Origin of the sequence: Arthrobacter sp. NicSoilC5, assembly GCF_019977395.1 — a bacterium.
Classification (GTDB): Bacteria; Actinomycetota; Actinomycetes; order Actinomycetales; family Micrococcaceae; genus Arthrobacter.
Genome location: NZ_AP024660.1, coordinates 642,139 through 655,694, shown reverse-complemented (window position 1 = coordinate 655,694; position 13,556 = coordinate 642,139). Strand labels below are relative to the sequence as shown.

Annotated in this window: 10 protein-coding genes; 7 read left to right on the top strand and 3 right to left on the bottom strand. The window is 66.8% G+C overall.

All coding sequences use genetic code 11. From position 1 onward, the window contains the following. The first annotated feature begins 3 nt into the window (after positions 1 to 3). A complete protein-coding gene (locus LDO22_RS02945) occupies positions 4 to 948 on the top strand; it encodes a COX15/CtaA family protein (protein ID WP_224026045.1) in 945 nt (314 codons plus the stop codon). A gap of 71 nt (positions 949 to 1,019) precedes the next feature. Here the strand turns inward: LDO22_RS02945 and LDO22_RS02940 are convergent, their stop codons facing one another. Beyond that, entirely contained in the window at positions 1,020 to 3,290 is a 2,271-nt protein-coding gene (locus LDO22_RS02940) for a bifunctional SulP family inorganic anion transporter/carbonic anhydrase (RefSeq protein WP_224026044.1), read from the bottom strand. 174 nt (positions 3,291 to 3,464) lie between these two features. Continuing rightward, entirely contained in the window at positions 3,465 to 4,424 is a 960-nt protein-coding gene (locus tag LDO22_RS02935; RefSeq protein ID WP_159632050.1) for a heme o synthase, read from the bottom strand. A 520-nt stretch (positions 4,425 to 4,944) separates the two neighbouring features. Between LDO22_RS02935 and tkt the strand changes: the two genes are divergently transcribed. Genes tkt through pgl form a run of 6 tightly spaced genes read left to right on the top strand, consistent with a single transcriptional unit; the run spans position 4,945 to position 13,162 of the window. Continuing rightward, positions 4,945 to 7,062: a transketolase gene (tkt, locus tag LDO22_RS02930; RefSeq protein WP_224027148.1), complete on the top strand. Its 2,118-nt coding sequence runs from the start codon at positions 4,945 to 4,947 to the stop codon at positions 7,060 to 7,062. A gap of 26 nt (positions 7,063 to 7,088) precedes the next feature. After that, positions 7,089 to 8,204: a transaldolase gene (gene tal / locus LDO22_RS02925; RefSeq protein WP_224026043.1), complete on the top strand. Its 1,116-nt coding sequence runs from the start codon at positions 7,089 to 7,091 to the stop codon at positions 8,202 to 8,204. A gap of 5 nt (positions 8,205 to 8,209) precedes the next feature. Then, the gene (locus tag LDO22_RS02920) at positions 8,210 to 9,841 is read left to right on the top strand and encodes a glucose-6-phosphate isomerase (RefSeq protein ID WP_224026042.1); all 1,632 of its coding nucleotides are present in this window, start codon (positions 8,210 to 8,212) and stop codon (positions 9,839 to 9,841) included. Between the two features lie 15 nt (positions 9,842 to 9,856). Beyond that, on the top strand, positions 9,857 to 11,416 hold the full coding sequence (zwf, locus tag LDO22_RS02915) for a glucose-6-phosphate dehydrogenase (protein WP_159632054.1): 1,560 nt from the start codon (positions 9,857 to 9,859) through the stop codon (positions 11,414 to 11,416). Continuing rightward, positions 11,413 to 12,354 carry a glucose-6-phosphate dehydrogenase assembly protein OpcA gene (locus tag LDO22_RS02910; protein WP_159632055.1) on the top strand — a complete coding sequence of 314 codons (942 nt, stop codon included), beginning with the start codon at positions 11,413 to 11,415 and terminating at the stop codon, positions 12,352 to 12,354. The genes zwf and LDO22_RS02910 overlap by 4 nt, the downstream gene beginning before the upstream one ends. Then, positions 12,344 to 13,162 carry a 6-phosphogluconolactonase gene (pgl, locus tag LDO22_RS02905; protein WP_224026041.1) on the top strand — a complete coding sequence of 273 codons (819 nt, stop codon included), beginning with the start codon at positions 12,344 to 12,346 and terminating at the stop codon, positions 13,160 to 13,162. The genes LDO22_RS02910 and pgl overlap by 11 nt, the downstream gene beginning before the upstream one ends. Here pgl and LDO22_RS02900 read toward each other — a convergent pair. Continuing rightward, positions 13,115 to 13,510: an RNA polymerase-binding protein RbpA gene (locus LDO22_RS02900; protein ID WP_224027147.1), complete on the bottom strand. Its 396-nt coding sequence runs from the start codon at positions 13,508 to 13,510 to the stop codon at positions 13,115 to 13,117. The two genes, pgl and LDO22_RS02900, sit on opposite strands and share 48 nt — an antisense overlap. Between the last annotated feature and the right edge of the window lie 46 nt (positions 13,511 to 13,556).

Sequence of the window (13,556 nt, the reverse complement as noted above, 5' to 3'; positions counted from 1 at the left end):
ATCGTGACCACGGCTTCACGCCTTCCCCAGCTTGCCGGCCGCCTGGCGTCGCGGCTCCCCCGCACGGTGGACGTCCGCATCCGCCGCCTCGCCGTCGCATCCCTGATCGGCCAGACGCTTCTGGTGGTCACGGGCGGCGCTGTCCGCCTCACGGCCTCAGGCCTTGGCTGCCCCACCTGGCCCCGCTGCACCTCGGACTCGATCGTGAACACTCCCGAGATGGGCATCCACGGCTTCATCGAGTTCGGCAACCGGCTCCTGACCTTCGCGCTGGCCGCTGTGGCCGCGCTCATGCTGGTCTACTTGTGGAACCTGCGGAAGGAACGCAAGGACCTCTTCCTGCTGGCCCTCGGACTGCTCGCCAGCATCCCCGCACAGGCCGTCATCGGCGGCGTTACCGTGCTCACCAACCTCAACCCGTGGGTGGTGGGCCTGCACTTCCTGGTGTCGATGGCCCTGGTGGTGTTCTCCACCCTGCTGGTGAACCGCGCCTTCGGCCGGACCGGCCGCTTCCCCGCAGGCCGCCCCGCGGAACTGCCGGCCGTGCTGCGTCCGGTGACGGCCGCCGTCGCACTCTTCTCCGCCGTGGCCGTCATGCTTGGCGTCGTCGTCACCGGCGCCGGTCCGCACGCCGGTGACGCTGACGCCCCCCGCAACGACCTCGACTGGGACCTGTTCTCCCACATCCACGCCGTACCGGCCTACCTGGTGACGGCGGGCACCGTGGTGGCCTTGGTGCTGGTCATTCGCCGCCGCATTTCGGGCCCGTTCCGGACGGCAGTCCTGATGCTCCTGGGCGTTACCGTGCTGCAGGCCATTATCGGGTTCACGCAGTACTACAACGGCATCCCGGCGTTGCTGGTGGCAGCGCACATGCTCGGCGCGGCGCTGCTCATGGCAGCCTCGACCAATGCCTGGGACATCGCGCGGTCCAGCAAGGTGAAATAGCCTCCAGCGCATCTGGCGCCAGGCGCCCCGGTCCACGTCAGGACCGGGGCGCCTCCTTTTAAGTCCGCTGGCTAGCGGCCGGCTGCGGCGACGCTGCCCTGGCGGCCGGCGTCGAAGGCAGGATCCAGGTTCTCGATGCCGTCGGAGGAAACCTGGAGGACCCGGGCCGTGGCAATGTCATAGAAGAGTCCCGTGGCCTGGACCGTCCCATCGGCCAGTGCGGGCCCGGTCACCGGATGGTCCTGGAGCTTTGCCAGCTGCACGGCCACGTTGACCATCGAGAGCTGGTCAACGGTCCCGTAGCCCGCTGCGGCGGCCTGCCTGCCCACCGGGTGCCCAGCCAGCAGTGCCGCATAGCTGGGCCGGGCATGGTCCAGCCACTGGTTGAACGCCGGGCCCAGGGAACTGTTATCTCCGCTGTCGGCTTCCGCAAGGAGCGCGTTCATGGCACCGCAGTTGGAGTGCCCGCAAATGACCAGGGACTGCACCCGCAGGCCGTTGACGGCAAAGGACAGGGCCGAATCAATCGAGTCGTCCCGCCCGTGGCTGCACACCACGTTGCCGATGTTCCGCAGCGTGAGCAGATCTCCGGGGCCGCTGCTGGTGATCAGGTTCGGGTTGACGCGGGAATCGACGCAGGCCACGAACAGGCTGTCAGGGTTCTGGCCTTCCGTCAGGTCATGGACCAGCGGACGGACCTGGTGGGCAAACCGGCGGTGGTACTTGTTGACCCCCACCAGCAGGGGTTCCTTCCGCGGCGGGAGCGGCAGTTCGGTGGCTTCCTCGCGCCTGGGTGCCTGGTGACCGGCATCCTGGAAAACGGTGTTGCCGTGTTCCTCAAGGCGCACGGTTCCGCCGGTGGCCTGGTGCTGCAGCTGCCAGGCGAGCAGGGCTTCACGGAAAGAGTGGTCGACGTAGTCCGCGTTCAGCTCCACCACCACGTTCCTGCCGGCCGGTACAACCTGGAGAACGGGGTTGAGCTTTGGCAGCGCGAAGAAGCTGCACGAACCGGCGATCGTCACGCGCCAGGGCGACGACGGGGCGGCCGGCGGGTGGGCATGGATCTGGGCCCGCAGGACACGCCAGAGGACGTTGGCGGCGGCAAGCGCAAGGCCGATCATGACGCCCTCAAGCAGGTTCAGGAACACCACGCAGACCAGGGTCACCGCATAGATCGGGAGATCCCCGGTCCGCAGGCTGGTGCGGATGTCCGCCACTTTGATCAGGCGGGCACCGATCACCACCAGCAGGCCGGCCAGGACAGCCAACGGAATCAGCTGGATCAGACCGGAGAAGAGGGCCGAGAACGCAAGGATCCACACCCCATGCAGCACCGCGGACGTGCGCGTGGCCGCGCCCGCTTCCACATTGGTGGCGCTGCGCACGACCACACCCGTCACCGGTAGGCCGCCCAGCGACCCGGAGAGGATGTTTGCCGTACCCTGCCCAATAAGCTCCCGGTTGAGGTTTGTCCGCGGACCGGTTTGCATCTTGTCCACGGCCACAGCGGACAGAAGGGACTCGATACTGGCGATCAGCGCCATGGTCATGACGGCGAACGCGAAGGCGCGCCAGTTTCCGTCAGGGAGCTGCGGCAGGGCGATGGCGTCGACGATGGACCCGTCCAGGGATATGCGTTCAACGCCGGGCGCAAAAGCCACGGACAGTGCGGTTCCTGCCGCGACGGCGGCCAAGGGCCCGGGAATCCGCCGGACAGCGGCGGGCAGGAACTTCCAGCACAGCAGGATCGCCACGACGGCCAGCCCCAGCAGGGCCGCGTGCAGCTCGAGGTTGGTAATGGCCGCCGGGAGTCCGGCGAGGTTCTCCAGGGCGGATCCGGCGGGCCTGGACCCGAGAATCACGTGCAGTTGTTGCAGGATGATGGTGACGCCGATGCCGGCGAGCATGGCCTTGACCACTACCGGCGACACCGCCAGGGCGGCCCTTCCCACCCGGCTGAAACCCAGCAAAAGCTGGACGACGCCGGCGGCCGCGGTGATGGCGCAGGTCACCTGCCAGCCGAATTCCTGGACGAGGCCGGCCACGACGACGGTCAGTCCGGCCGCCGGTCCACTCACCTGGAGGGGTGAGCCGCCGAGGCTTCCGGCCACGATCCCCCCGATGGTGGCGGCGATAAGTCCCGCCATGATGGGCGCCCCGGAGGCCGCTGCAATCCCCAGCGAGAGCGGGAGTGCCACCAGGAACACCACCAGCGATGCCGGCACGTCGGCGCCAAGGTGGGCGAAGAAGGGATGGCGGGACAGGAACCGGCGGCGGCCTCCGCCGCCTCCTCCGGGCGGGCTGTGGCTGGGGGCGGAGACGGCAGCGGGACGGGCTTCCATGGGGATTTCCTTTGGTCGCGGGAAGGGTCCGCTCCACCGTAAGCATTCGGTCACCGGCAATGACAGTTAATGTGATAGATATGACAAACTTGTCACATTTTTCCTGTCGACGATTAAAGCACAACGGCGGCTCCTGCCTGAAGCAGGAGCCGCCGTGGTGCCAGGCCGCAGTGGCTAGCCGGGCATGACAGCACTTCCAACGAAGGGGTCCACCGCGAGGGCGATAAACAGCAGCGTCAGGTAGCTGATGGAACCGTGGAACACCTTCATGGCGCGCTTGTCGGAAATATCCTCGCGGTGGGCGCGGGAGTACAGCGCATGGGACTCATAGAGGAACCAGGCGCCCGCGACGACGGCCGTCACCGTGTACACCCAGCCCGCCCCGCCGGCCGGGATCATCAGCAAGGAGGAGGCCACCATGGCCCAGGCGTACAGCACCACCTGGACAGAGACGACCTTGGCCCCGGCGATGGCTCCAAGCATGGGGACGTTGGCGTTCCGGTAGTCCTCGCCATAGCGCATGGACAGGGGCCAGTAGTGCGGCGGCGTCCAAAGGAAGATCACCATGAACAGGATGACGGCGGGCCACTCCACCGAGTTGGTCACGGCAGCCCACGCGATCAGCACCGGGAAGCAGCCTGCGGCACCGCCCCATACGATGTTCTGCGCCGTGCGGCGCTTGAGGATCATGGTGTAGATGACCACGTAGAAGAAGATGGCACCCAGGCCCAGCCAGGCAGAGAGCGGATTGGCGCCGAACCACAGGATCACGATGGCGGCTGCGCCCAGCAGCCAGGAAAAGACCAGGGCTTCCCGCGGGGTGACTTCGCCGGTGACCAGCGGCCTGTTTTCCGTCCGGTGCATCAGCTTGTCGATGTCCCGGTCGATGTAGCAGTTGAAGGCTCCGGCGCTGCCGGCAGCAAAGGCGCCGCCCACCAGCGTGGCAAGGATCAGCCCGATGGACGGGAAGCCCCGCTCGGCGTAGATCATGGTGGGCAGGGTGCTCACCAGGAGCAGCTCAATCACGCGCGGCTTGGTGAGGGCGAGATACGCCTTGGCCTTACGGGCAAACCCTATGCCGGAGGCCCGGGATGCGTTCAGCGGCGTATCTGTTGTGCTCACGGTGGCAGTCACCCGTTCTGTGTGGCAGTTGAGGCTGGCAGGCAGCTCCGGTCGTGCGGCCCGGACCCGGGCACGGCACTTAAGGAAGGAAACGCTTCACGTGCGTGCAACAGCCGGGATACCCCGGGCGGCGATAGGGATGCGCGCCCGGCGTTGGCCTCCGATTATCATACCGCGCCAACGGCCCTGTCCCCGCCCCGCACTATGCGCAATTGATCGCTCGCGGGCCCATTCGAGCAGATTAACTCAACCCTCCGTGAAGGTCATTCACAAAAGGGGAAATTGCGTCCAAAACGTGAGATTTGCGCCGCCCGCAGTATGGATAAGAGCTAAGCTGTCACCAGATCAGCACGCAGCAAGAAAGCGGTGGAAAACGCATTCCCGCTTGCTGTCCGTGACTGAATGCAAGGATCAACGTTTCGATGGTGAACGGCTGGTACACACCGCAGCGGGCGCCAAACAGCGCGCCCTTGGACGGATCCGGTGTACCGCCGCCACCAGCACAGAGAGGGGCCCGGTTTTCGTGCCACATTTGGAAGAGCAAGAACTGTCATGGACCAGCTTGGACCAGCGCGCCGTGGACACCATCCGTGTCCTCGCCGCGGACGCGGTGGAGAAGGTGGGCAACGGCCACCCCGGCACTGCCATGAGCCTGGCCCCCGCCGCATACCTTCTCTTCCAGAAGCTGATGCGCCATGACCCGCGCGATCCGCAGTGGCTTGGCCGTGACCGGTTCGTCCTGTCCCCCGGCCACACGTCCCTGACGCTCTACATCCAGCTTTTCCTTTCCGGCTATGGCCTGGAACTCAAGGACCTTGAGGCCCTGCGCACGTGGGGCTCGCTGACTCCCGGCCACCCCGAGTACAAGCACACCGCCGGCGTGGAGATCACCACGGGCCCGCTGGGCCAGGGCCTGGCGTCCTCGGTGGGATTCGCCTACTCCCAGCGCCGGCAGCGTGGCCTGTTCGACGCCGATGCTCCCGCCGGCGAGTCGCCGTTTGACCACACCATCTGGGTCATCGCCTCCGACGGCGACCTCCAGGAAGGTGTCACGTCCGAGGCGTCCTCACTGGCAGGACACCAGGAACTGGGCAACCTCGTGGTGATCTACGACGAGAACCACATCTCCATCGAAGACGACACCGACATCGCGTTCACCGAGGATGTCCTGAAGCGTTACGAGGCCTACGGCTGGCACACCCAGCGCGTGGACTGGACCCGGACCGGCGAATACAAGGAAGACGTCCAGGAGCTCTACAGCGCCCTGCTCGCCGCCAAGGCCGAAACCTCCAAGCCGTCCATCATCTCGCTGCGCACCATCATCGGCTACCCGGCCCCCAAGAAGCAGAACACCGGCAAGATCCACGGTTCCGCCCTTGGCGCCGAAGAGGTGGCCGCACTGAAGGAGGTGCTGGGCTTCGACCCCGCCAAGTCCTTCGAGGTGGACCAGGAAGTCCTGGACCACGCCCGCGCAGTGGTGGAACGCGGCGCCGCAGAACACAAGGCCTGGGAAGAATCCTTCAACGCCTGGCGTGAAGCCAACCCGGAGGGCGCCGCCCTCCTCCAGCGCATCGAGGCGCAGGAACTCCCTGCCGACGTCGACGCCGCGCTTCCGGTCTTCCCGGCCGGCAAGGATGTCTCCACCCGCGCAGCCTCCGGCAAGGTCCTGAACGCCCTCGGCCCGGTCCTGCCCGAGCTGTGGGGCGGCTCCGCCGACCTCGCTGAGTCCAACAACACCACCATCGAGGGTTCCCCGTCCTTCGTGCCTGCCTCCAAGCAGACCGGTGCCTGGTCCGGCAACCCGTATGGCCGGGTGCTGCACTTTGGTATCCGCGAGCACGCCGCAGCGTCGATCGTGAACGGCATCAGCCTGGCGGGCAACACCCGTGCATTCTCCGGAACCTTCCTGATCTTCAGCGACTACCAGCGCCCCGCCATCCGCCTCGGCGCCCTGATGGGTGTCCCGTCCCTGTACGTCTGGACGCACGACTCCATCGGCCTGGGTGAGGACGGCCCCACCCACCAGCCCGTGGAACAGCTCGCATCGCTGCGCGCCATCGTGGGCCTGGACGTGGTCCGCCCCGGTGACGCGAACGAAGTGGCAGCAGCCTGGAAGACCATGCTGGAGAACCACTCCAACCCGGCAGGCATCGTGCTGACCCGCCAGAACATTCCCACGTGGGAACGCGGTACGGGCGACGCCGACGGCGACACTTTCGCATCCACGGCAGGCGTGGCGAAGGGCGGCTACGTGCTGGCCGAAGCGTCGAAGGACGGCGCCACCGTTCCGGCTGATGTGATCCTGATTGCCACCGGCTCCGAGGTCCAGCTGGCCGTCCAGGCCCGCGAAGCCCTCCAGGCCGACGGCATCGCCGCCCGCGTGGTGTCCATGCCCTGCGTTGAGTGGTTCAAGAAGCAGGACGCCACCTACCGCGAATCCGTGCTGCCGGCCGCCGTCAAGGCACGCGTCTCGGTCGAGGCCGGACTTGCCCTGGGCTGGCGCGAATTCGTCGGCGACGCCGGACGCTCCGTCAGCCTTGAACACTACGGCGCTTCGGCTGACTACAAGCGCCTCTTCCAGGAGTTCGGCATCACGGCAGAAGCTGTCGCCGCCGCCGCCAAGGACTCCCTCTCCAGCCTCCAGGCCTGAAACCTAAACTTTTAGGAGATATAACAATGACTACTCCCACCCAGCAGCTTTCCGACGCCGGTGTTTCCATCTGGCTCGACGACCTTTCCCGCGGACGCCTGGAAACCGGCACCCTCCGCAAGCTCATCGAAGAGAAGAACGTGGTTGGTGTGACCACCAACCCGTCCATCTTCCACGCCGCCATCACCTCCGGTACCGACTACGACCACATCATCGCCAGCAAGGCAGCAGAGGGCGCCAGCGTGGAGGACACGATCTTCGAGATCACCACCACCGACGTTGCCGATGCCTGCGACCTGTTCGCCCCGGTCGCTGCCGCCACGAGGGGCGTCGACGGCCGGGTCTCCATCGAGGTCGACCCGCGCCTTGCCTGGGACACCGCAGGAACCATCGCCGAGGCCAAGCACCTCTACCAGCGCGTCAACAAGGACAACGTCCACATCAAGATCCCGGCCACGCTCGAAGGCCTCGAAGCCATCAGGGCAACCCTGGCCGAGGGCATCAGCGTCAACGTGACCCTGATCTTCTCCCTGGAGCGCTACCGCGCCGTCATCAACGCCTTCCAGTCCGGCCTGGAGCGGGCCAAGGAAAACGGCCACGACCTGTCGAAGATCCACTCCGTTGCGTCCTTCTTCGTTTCCCGCGTGGACACCGAGATCGACAAGCGCCTCGACAAGATCGGCACCGATGAGGCCAAGGCCCTCAAGGGCAAGGCCGGCGTGGCCAACGCCCGCCTGGCCTACCAGGTCTACGAGGAACTGTTCGCCGCCGAGCGCTGGGCCCTGCTGGCCGACGCCGGCGCGCTCCCCCAGCGCCCCCTGTGGGCCTCCACCGGCGTCAAGGACCCGGCGTACCCGGACACCCTGTACGTCACCGAACTCGTGGCCCCCGGCGTCGTGAACACCATGCCGGAGAAGACCCTGGACGCCACCTTCGACCACGGCGTGGTCACCGGTGACACCGTCACCGGCACCTATGATGAGGCGAACGCAACCCTCGACGCCCTGGAAAAGCTCGGCGTTTCCTACAACGAGGTCGTCGCGCTCCTTGAAACCGAAGGCCTGGACAAGTTCGTGGCCAGCTGGAAGGAACTGCTGGCCGACGTCGAAGGCGCCCTCGCCTCTGCACGAAAGGCTTCCTAACACCTATGAGCACTCTCAGCTACGACGCCACCGGCGCTGCCCAGCAGGCGCTTGAACAGCACCTTCCCGCCCTCGTCGAGGACCGGATCGCCACCCGGATCTTCGCCAAGGACCACACGTTGTGGGGTCCGGACGCCGAATCCGAGTCCGCAGTCCGCCTGGGCTGGGTGGAGGCCGCCACCGTTTCACAGCCCCTGGTCAAGGACATCCTGGAACTCCGTGACGCCCTGCGCGCCGAAGGCGTCAGCCGGATCGTGCTTTGCGGCATGGGCGGATCCTCGCTGGCTCCCGAGGTCATCGCGGGCACGGCCGGCGTCGAGCTGACAGTGCTGGACAGCACGGACCCGGACCAGGTCCGTGCTGCCCTCGCAGACCGGCTGGCCGCCACCGCCATCGTGGTCTCATCCAAGTCCGGTTCCACCCTGGAAACGGATTCCCAGCGGCGGATCTTCGAGCAGGCCTTCACCGAGGCCGGCGTGGACGCCAAGAGCCGGATCATCATCGTGACCGACCCCGGCTCACCGCTGGACAAGGCCTCACGCGAAGCCGGCTACCGGGCTGTCTTCAATGCCGATCCCAACGTCGGCGGCCGCTACTCGGCGCTGACCGCGTTCGGCCTTGTACCCTCCGGCCTGGCCGGGGTGGACATCCAGGCGTTCCTGGACGAGGCAGAAGAAGCTGCCGAAATCCTCAACGATGATGCGCCGGAAAACATCGGGCTCGCCCTGGGTACGGCACTGGGCGGGACCAACCCGCTGCGGAACAAGATTGTCATCGCCGAGGACGGCTCCGGCATTGTTGGATTTGCTGACTGGGCTGAACAGCTCATCGCCGAATCCACCGGCAAGCTGGGCACGGGCATCCTGCCGGTCGTCGCAGGCCCGCAGTCCCCGGAGGTCACTTCCGGCGCGGCTGACGTGCTGGTGGTGCGGCTTGTGGCCGCGGATGCCGACATCGAACTCGGCGACAACCAGGTGGCCATCGCCGGCGGCCTTGCCACCCAAATGATGGTGTGGGAGTTCGCCACCGCCGTCGCCGGCCGCCTGCTGGGAATCAACCCCTTCGACCAGCCCGACGTCGAGGCCGCCAAGGTAGCCGCACGCGGACTGCTGGACGCCCAGCCGGAGCCTACGCCGGCGGCATTCGTTGACGGCGCCATCGAGGTGCGCGGCGGCGACTGGCTTGGCGAGGCCGCTACCGCAGAGGGTGCCGTCAAGGCTCTGCTGGGCACCTTGTCCGCCGACAGCTACCTGAGCGTCCAGGCGTACTTCGACCGGTTGGCCTTCGCCGGGCTCGAAGGCATCCGTGACGAACTGGCTGCTGCCACCGGCCGTCCCGTGACGTTCGGCTGGGGCCCGCGCTTCCTGCACTCCACCGGCCAGTTCCACAAGGGCGGCCCTGCCATCGGCGTGTTCCTCCAGGTCACTGCCGCCCCTGCAGAGGACCTGGGCATCCCAGACCGGCCGTTCACCTTTGGTGAGCTCATCGCTGCCCAGGCTGCAGGCGACGCCCAGGTCCTGGGTGAGCATGGCCGTCCCGTGCTGCGCCTCCACCTCACCGACCGTGCCGCCGGCGTGGCCCAGCTGCAGGACGTCGTCGCTGCACTGTCCACCCGCGCATCCGCAACCGAAAGCTAAGGCGCAAAAGTAACCATGCCAGAAACTGAATACGGCAGGAAGGGCGCGGGCCGCGGGCGTAATCCGTTGCGCGATCCGCGTGACCGCCGTTTGAACCGGATCGCCGGTCCGTCGTCGTTGGTCCTTTTCGGGGTCACGGGGGATCTTGCCCGGAAGAAGCTGATGCCGGCGGTGTATGACCTGGCCAACCGTGGGTTGTTGCCGCCGAGTTTTGCGTTGGTGGGCTTCGCCCGCCGGGAGTGGGACAAGGAGGATTTCGCCGCCGAGGTGAAGGCCTCGGTGCAGGCCCATGCCCGCACGCCGTTTGATGAGGCTGTGTGGAACCAGCTCTCTGAGGGCATCAGGTTTGTGCAGGGCGAGTTCGACGACGACGCGGCGTTTGAGCGTCTGGGCGAGACGATCAAGGAACTCGACGACGTCCGGGGCACCCGGGGCAACCACGCGTTCTACCTGTCGATCCCGCCGAAAGCGTTCGAGCAGGTCTGCCGTCAGCTCTCCAAGCACGGCCTGGCGCAGGCCGACGGGGACAAGTGGCGCCGCGTGGTCATCGAGAAGCCGTTCGGTCATGACCTGGAATCGGCCCGGCAGCTCAATGACATTGTGGAGTCGGTGTTCCCGCCGGACGCGGTGTTCCGGATTGACCACTACCTGGGCAAGGAAACGGTGCAGAACATCCTGGCGCTGCGCTTTGCGAACCAGTTGTTCGAGCCACTGTGGAACGCGAACTACGTGGACCACGTCCAGATCACCATGGCCGAGGACATCGGGACCGGTGGCCGGGCGGGGTATTACGACGGTGTCGGTGCCGCCCGCGACGTGATCCAGAACCACCTGCTGCAGTTGCTCGCGCTCACCGCGATGGAGGAACCCATCTCGTTCAACGCCGATGACCTGCGGGCGGAGAAGGAAAAGGTCCTGGCAGCGGTGAAGCTCCCGGAGGATTTGTCGACGCATTCGGCGCGGGGGCAGTTCACCGGCGGCTGGCAGGGCGGCGAGCAGGTCCTGGGCTACCTGGAGGAAGAAGGCATCCCCGCCGATTCCACCACGGAAACCTACGCTGCGGTGCGCGTGGACATCCACACCCGCCGCTGGTCCGGGGTGCCGTTCTACCTGCGCGCGGGCAAGCGACTGGGCCGGCGGGTGACGGAGATCGCGGTGGTGTTCAAGCGCGCCCCGAACCTGCTCTTCCGGGACCACGGCGAGGACGACTTCGGCCAGAACGCCGTGGTGATCCGTGTCCAGCCCGACGAAGGTGTGACCATCCGGTTCGGGTCCAAGGTCCCCGGCACGCAGATGGAAGTCCGGGATGTGACCATGGACTTCGGCTACGGGCACTCGTTCACCGAGTCCTCCCCGGAAGCCTACGAGCGTTTGATCCTGGACGTGCTGCTGGGTGAGCCACCGCTGTTCCCCCGTCATGAGGAAGTGGAGCTCTCCTGGAAGATCCTTGACCCGTTCGAGGAATACTGGGCATCACTGTCCGAACAGCCCGAACCCTACGCCCCCGGCTCCTGGGGCCCGGCCTCGGCTGACGAGCTGCTGGCCCGCGACGGACGAACCTGGAGAAGGCCATGATCGTTAACCTGCCGGACACCACCACCTCAAAGGTGTCCAAGAAACTCATGGCCCTGCGCGAGCAGGGCGGCGTGATCGCCCTGGGCCGGGTCCTGACCCTCGTGGTTGTGACCAAGTCCGGGCTCGAGGAAGAAGCGATTGAGGCCGCCAACGACGCCTCCCGCGAACACCCCTGCCGGATCATCGTGCTCGCCGATGCCGGGAAGGACAACGAGGACCGGCTCGACGCCCAGATCCGGGTCGGCGGGGACGCCGGCGCCTCCGAGGTCATCGTGCTGCGCGGCTACGGCCAACTCGCCCGCGAAAGTGAGTCCCTGGTCGCCGCGCTGCTGCTTCCGGACGCGCCGATCGTGGCTTGGTGGCCGCACGGCGCCCCCGAGAACGCCTGCGAAACGTCCATCGGTGCGATCGCCCACCGCAGGATCACCGACTCCGCGAACGAACCCGACCCCCAGGCCGCCCTGGAACGCATCCACCGGACCTACAAAGCCGGCGACACCGACCTCGCCTGGACGCGCCTGACCAACTGGCGCATCCAGCTCGCGGCCGCCTTGGACGAGGTGGACTCCTCGCCCGTGACGGCGGTAGCGGTCGAAGGCGCCTCGGACTCACCCTCCACCATCCTGCTCGCAGCCTGGCTGACCCTGACCCTGGACGCCCCGGTGACCATCGTCGCGGACCCCGCCGGGACCGGCATCCGCCGCGTGCGGCTGACCCGCCCAGGCGGGGACGTCCAACTCTTCCGGCCGGGACTGTCCATCGCCGAGCTCACCCAGCCGGGCCAGCCCGCCCAGCGGATCTCCCTCCCGCGCCGCAGCCTCCGCGACTGCCTCGCCGAAGAACTGCGCCGCCTGGACCCCGACGAAGTATTTGGCGAAGTGATTACTATTGGACTGCCACGTACCAATCTAAGGAGCGTCCGACCCAGTGAGCGTTGACCCACGAGTAAGCATCCATCCTGATTCGTCCGTCCTCATGGCCGCCATAGCGGCACGCCTGATCACCAAGCTCGTTGATGTCCAGGACAAGTACGGCGAAGCCACGGTGGTGCTCACCGGGGGAACCGTCGGGATCGGCACGCTGAAGGCTGTTGCGGACTCCCCGGCGGCGCCCGCCGTCGACTGGTCCAAGGTCAACTTCTGGTGGGGTGACGAACGCTTCATCGGTGCCGCAGATCCGGACCGGAATACCAAGCAGGCGTTTGACGCGCTGCTGTCCCACATTCCGGTGGACCCGGAACGGATCCACTCTCCGGGTTCTGCCGATGAGTTCGGCACACCCGAAGAAGCGGCTGAGGACTATGCACGCCAGTTGCGGGATGCCGCGGCAGCCGAGCACGCGGCGGACATGTCCGACGACAGGCCTGAGGAACCGTCCGCACTCCCCCGCCTGGACGTGGTGCTGCTGGGGGTTGGTCCGGACGCCCACATTGCATCGCTGTTCCCGGAGCAGGCCGGAGTCCGCGAGAAGGAGCTAACAGTGGTTGGGGTGCGGAACTCCCCCAAGCCGCCACCGCTGCGGATTTCCCTGACCCTGCCTGCCATCAATACGGCGGCGGAGGTCTGGATGGTTGTTGCAGGCGAGGACAAGGCCGGAGCCGTCGGACTCGCCCTGGCCGGGGCCAACCCGGTGCAGGTGCCTGCGTCGGGCCCACGGGGAACGTCCCGGACCCTGTGGCTTATCGACGAGAACGCAGCCTCACGTGTCCCCGAGCAGCTGGTCCGGAAGGACGCCGCGGGAGCGTAGCTTTTCCAGCGCTCCGGCCAGGACGTCCTCGGCGTCCTGGCCGGAGCGCCGTTCTTTAACGTATTCCAGGTGGCTCTTGTAGCCGTCGTCGAACGGGTCATCCGGCGCCGCCGCCTGGCCGTCCCGGGAAGCGGTCGCGCCGCACCGCCGGCAGTCCCACGTCTGCGGAATCTGGTCGTCAGGCATTTTCAGGAACACCGGCTGGGTCTCATGGCCCTTCGCGCACCAGTAGGACACCCGGATGCGCGGGAGGGGCTGGGAGGACGAGTCATTGCTCTGCAGGCTCGATCCGGAGCCTGCGACAACACCGGCACGGGTGCCTCGGAAGCCTGATGCTGGATGGACCATGGAAACTCCTGCCTCGAAGCGGACGCCGGAGCCCTGCAGCTTAAAC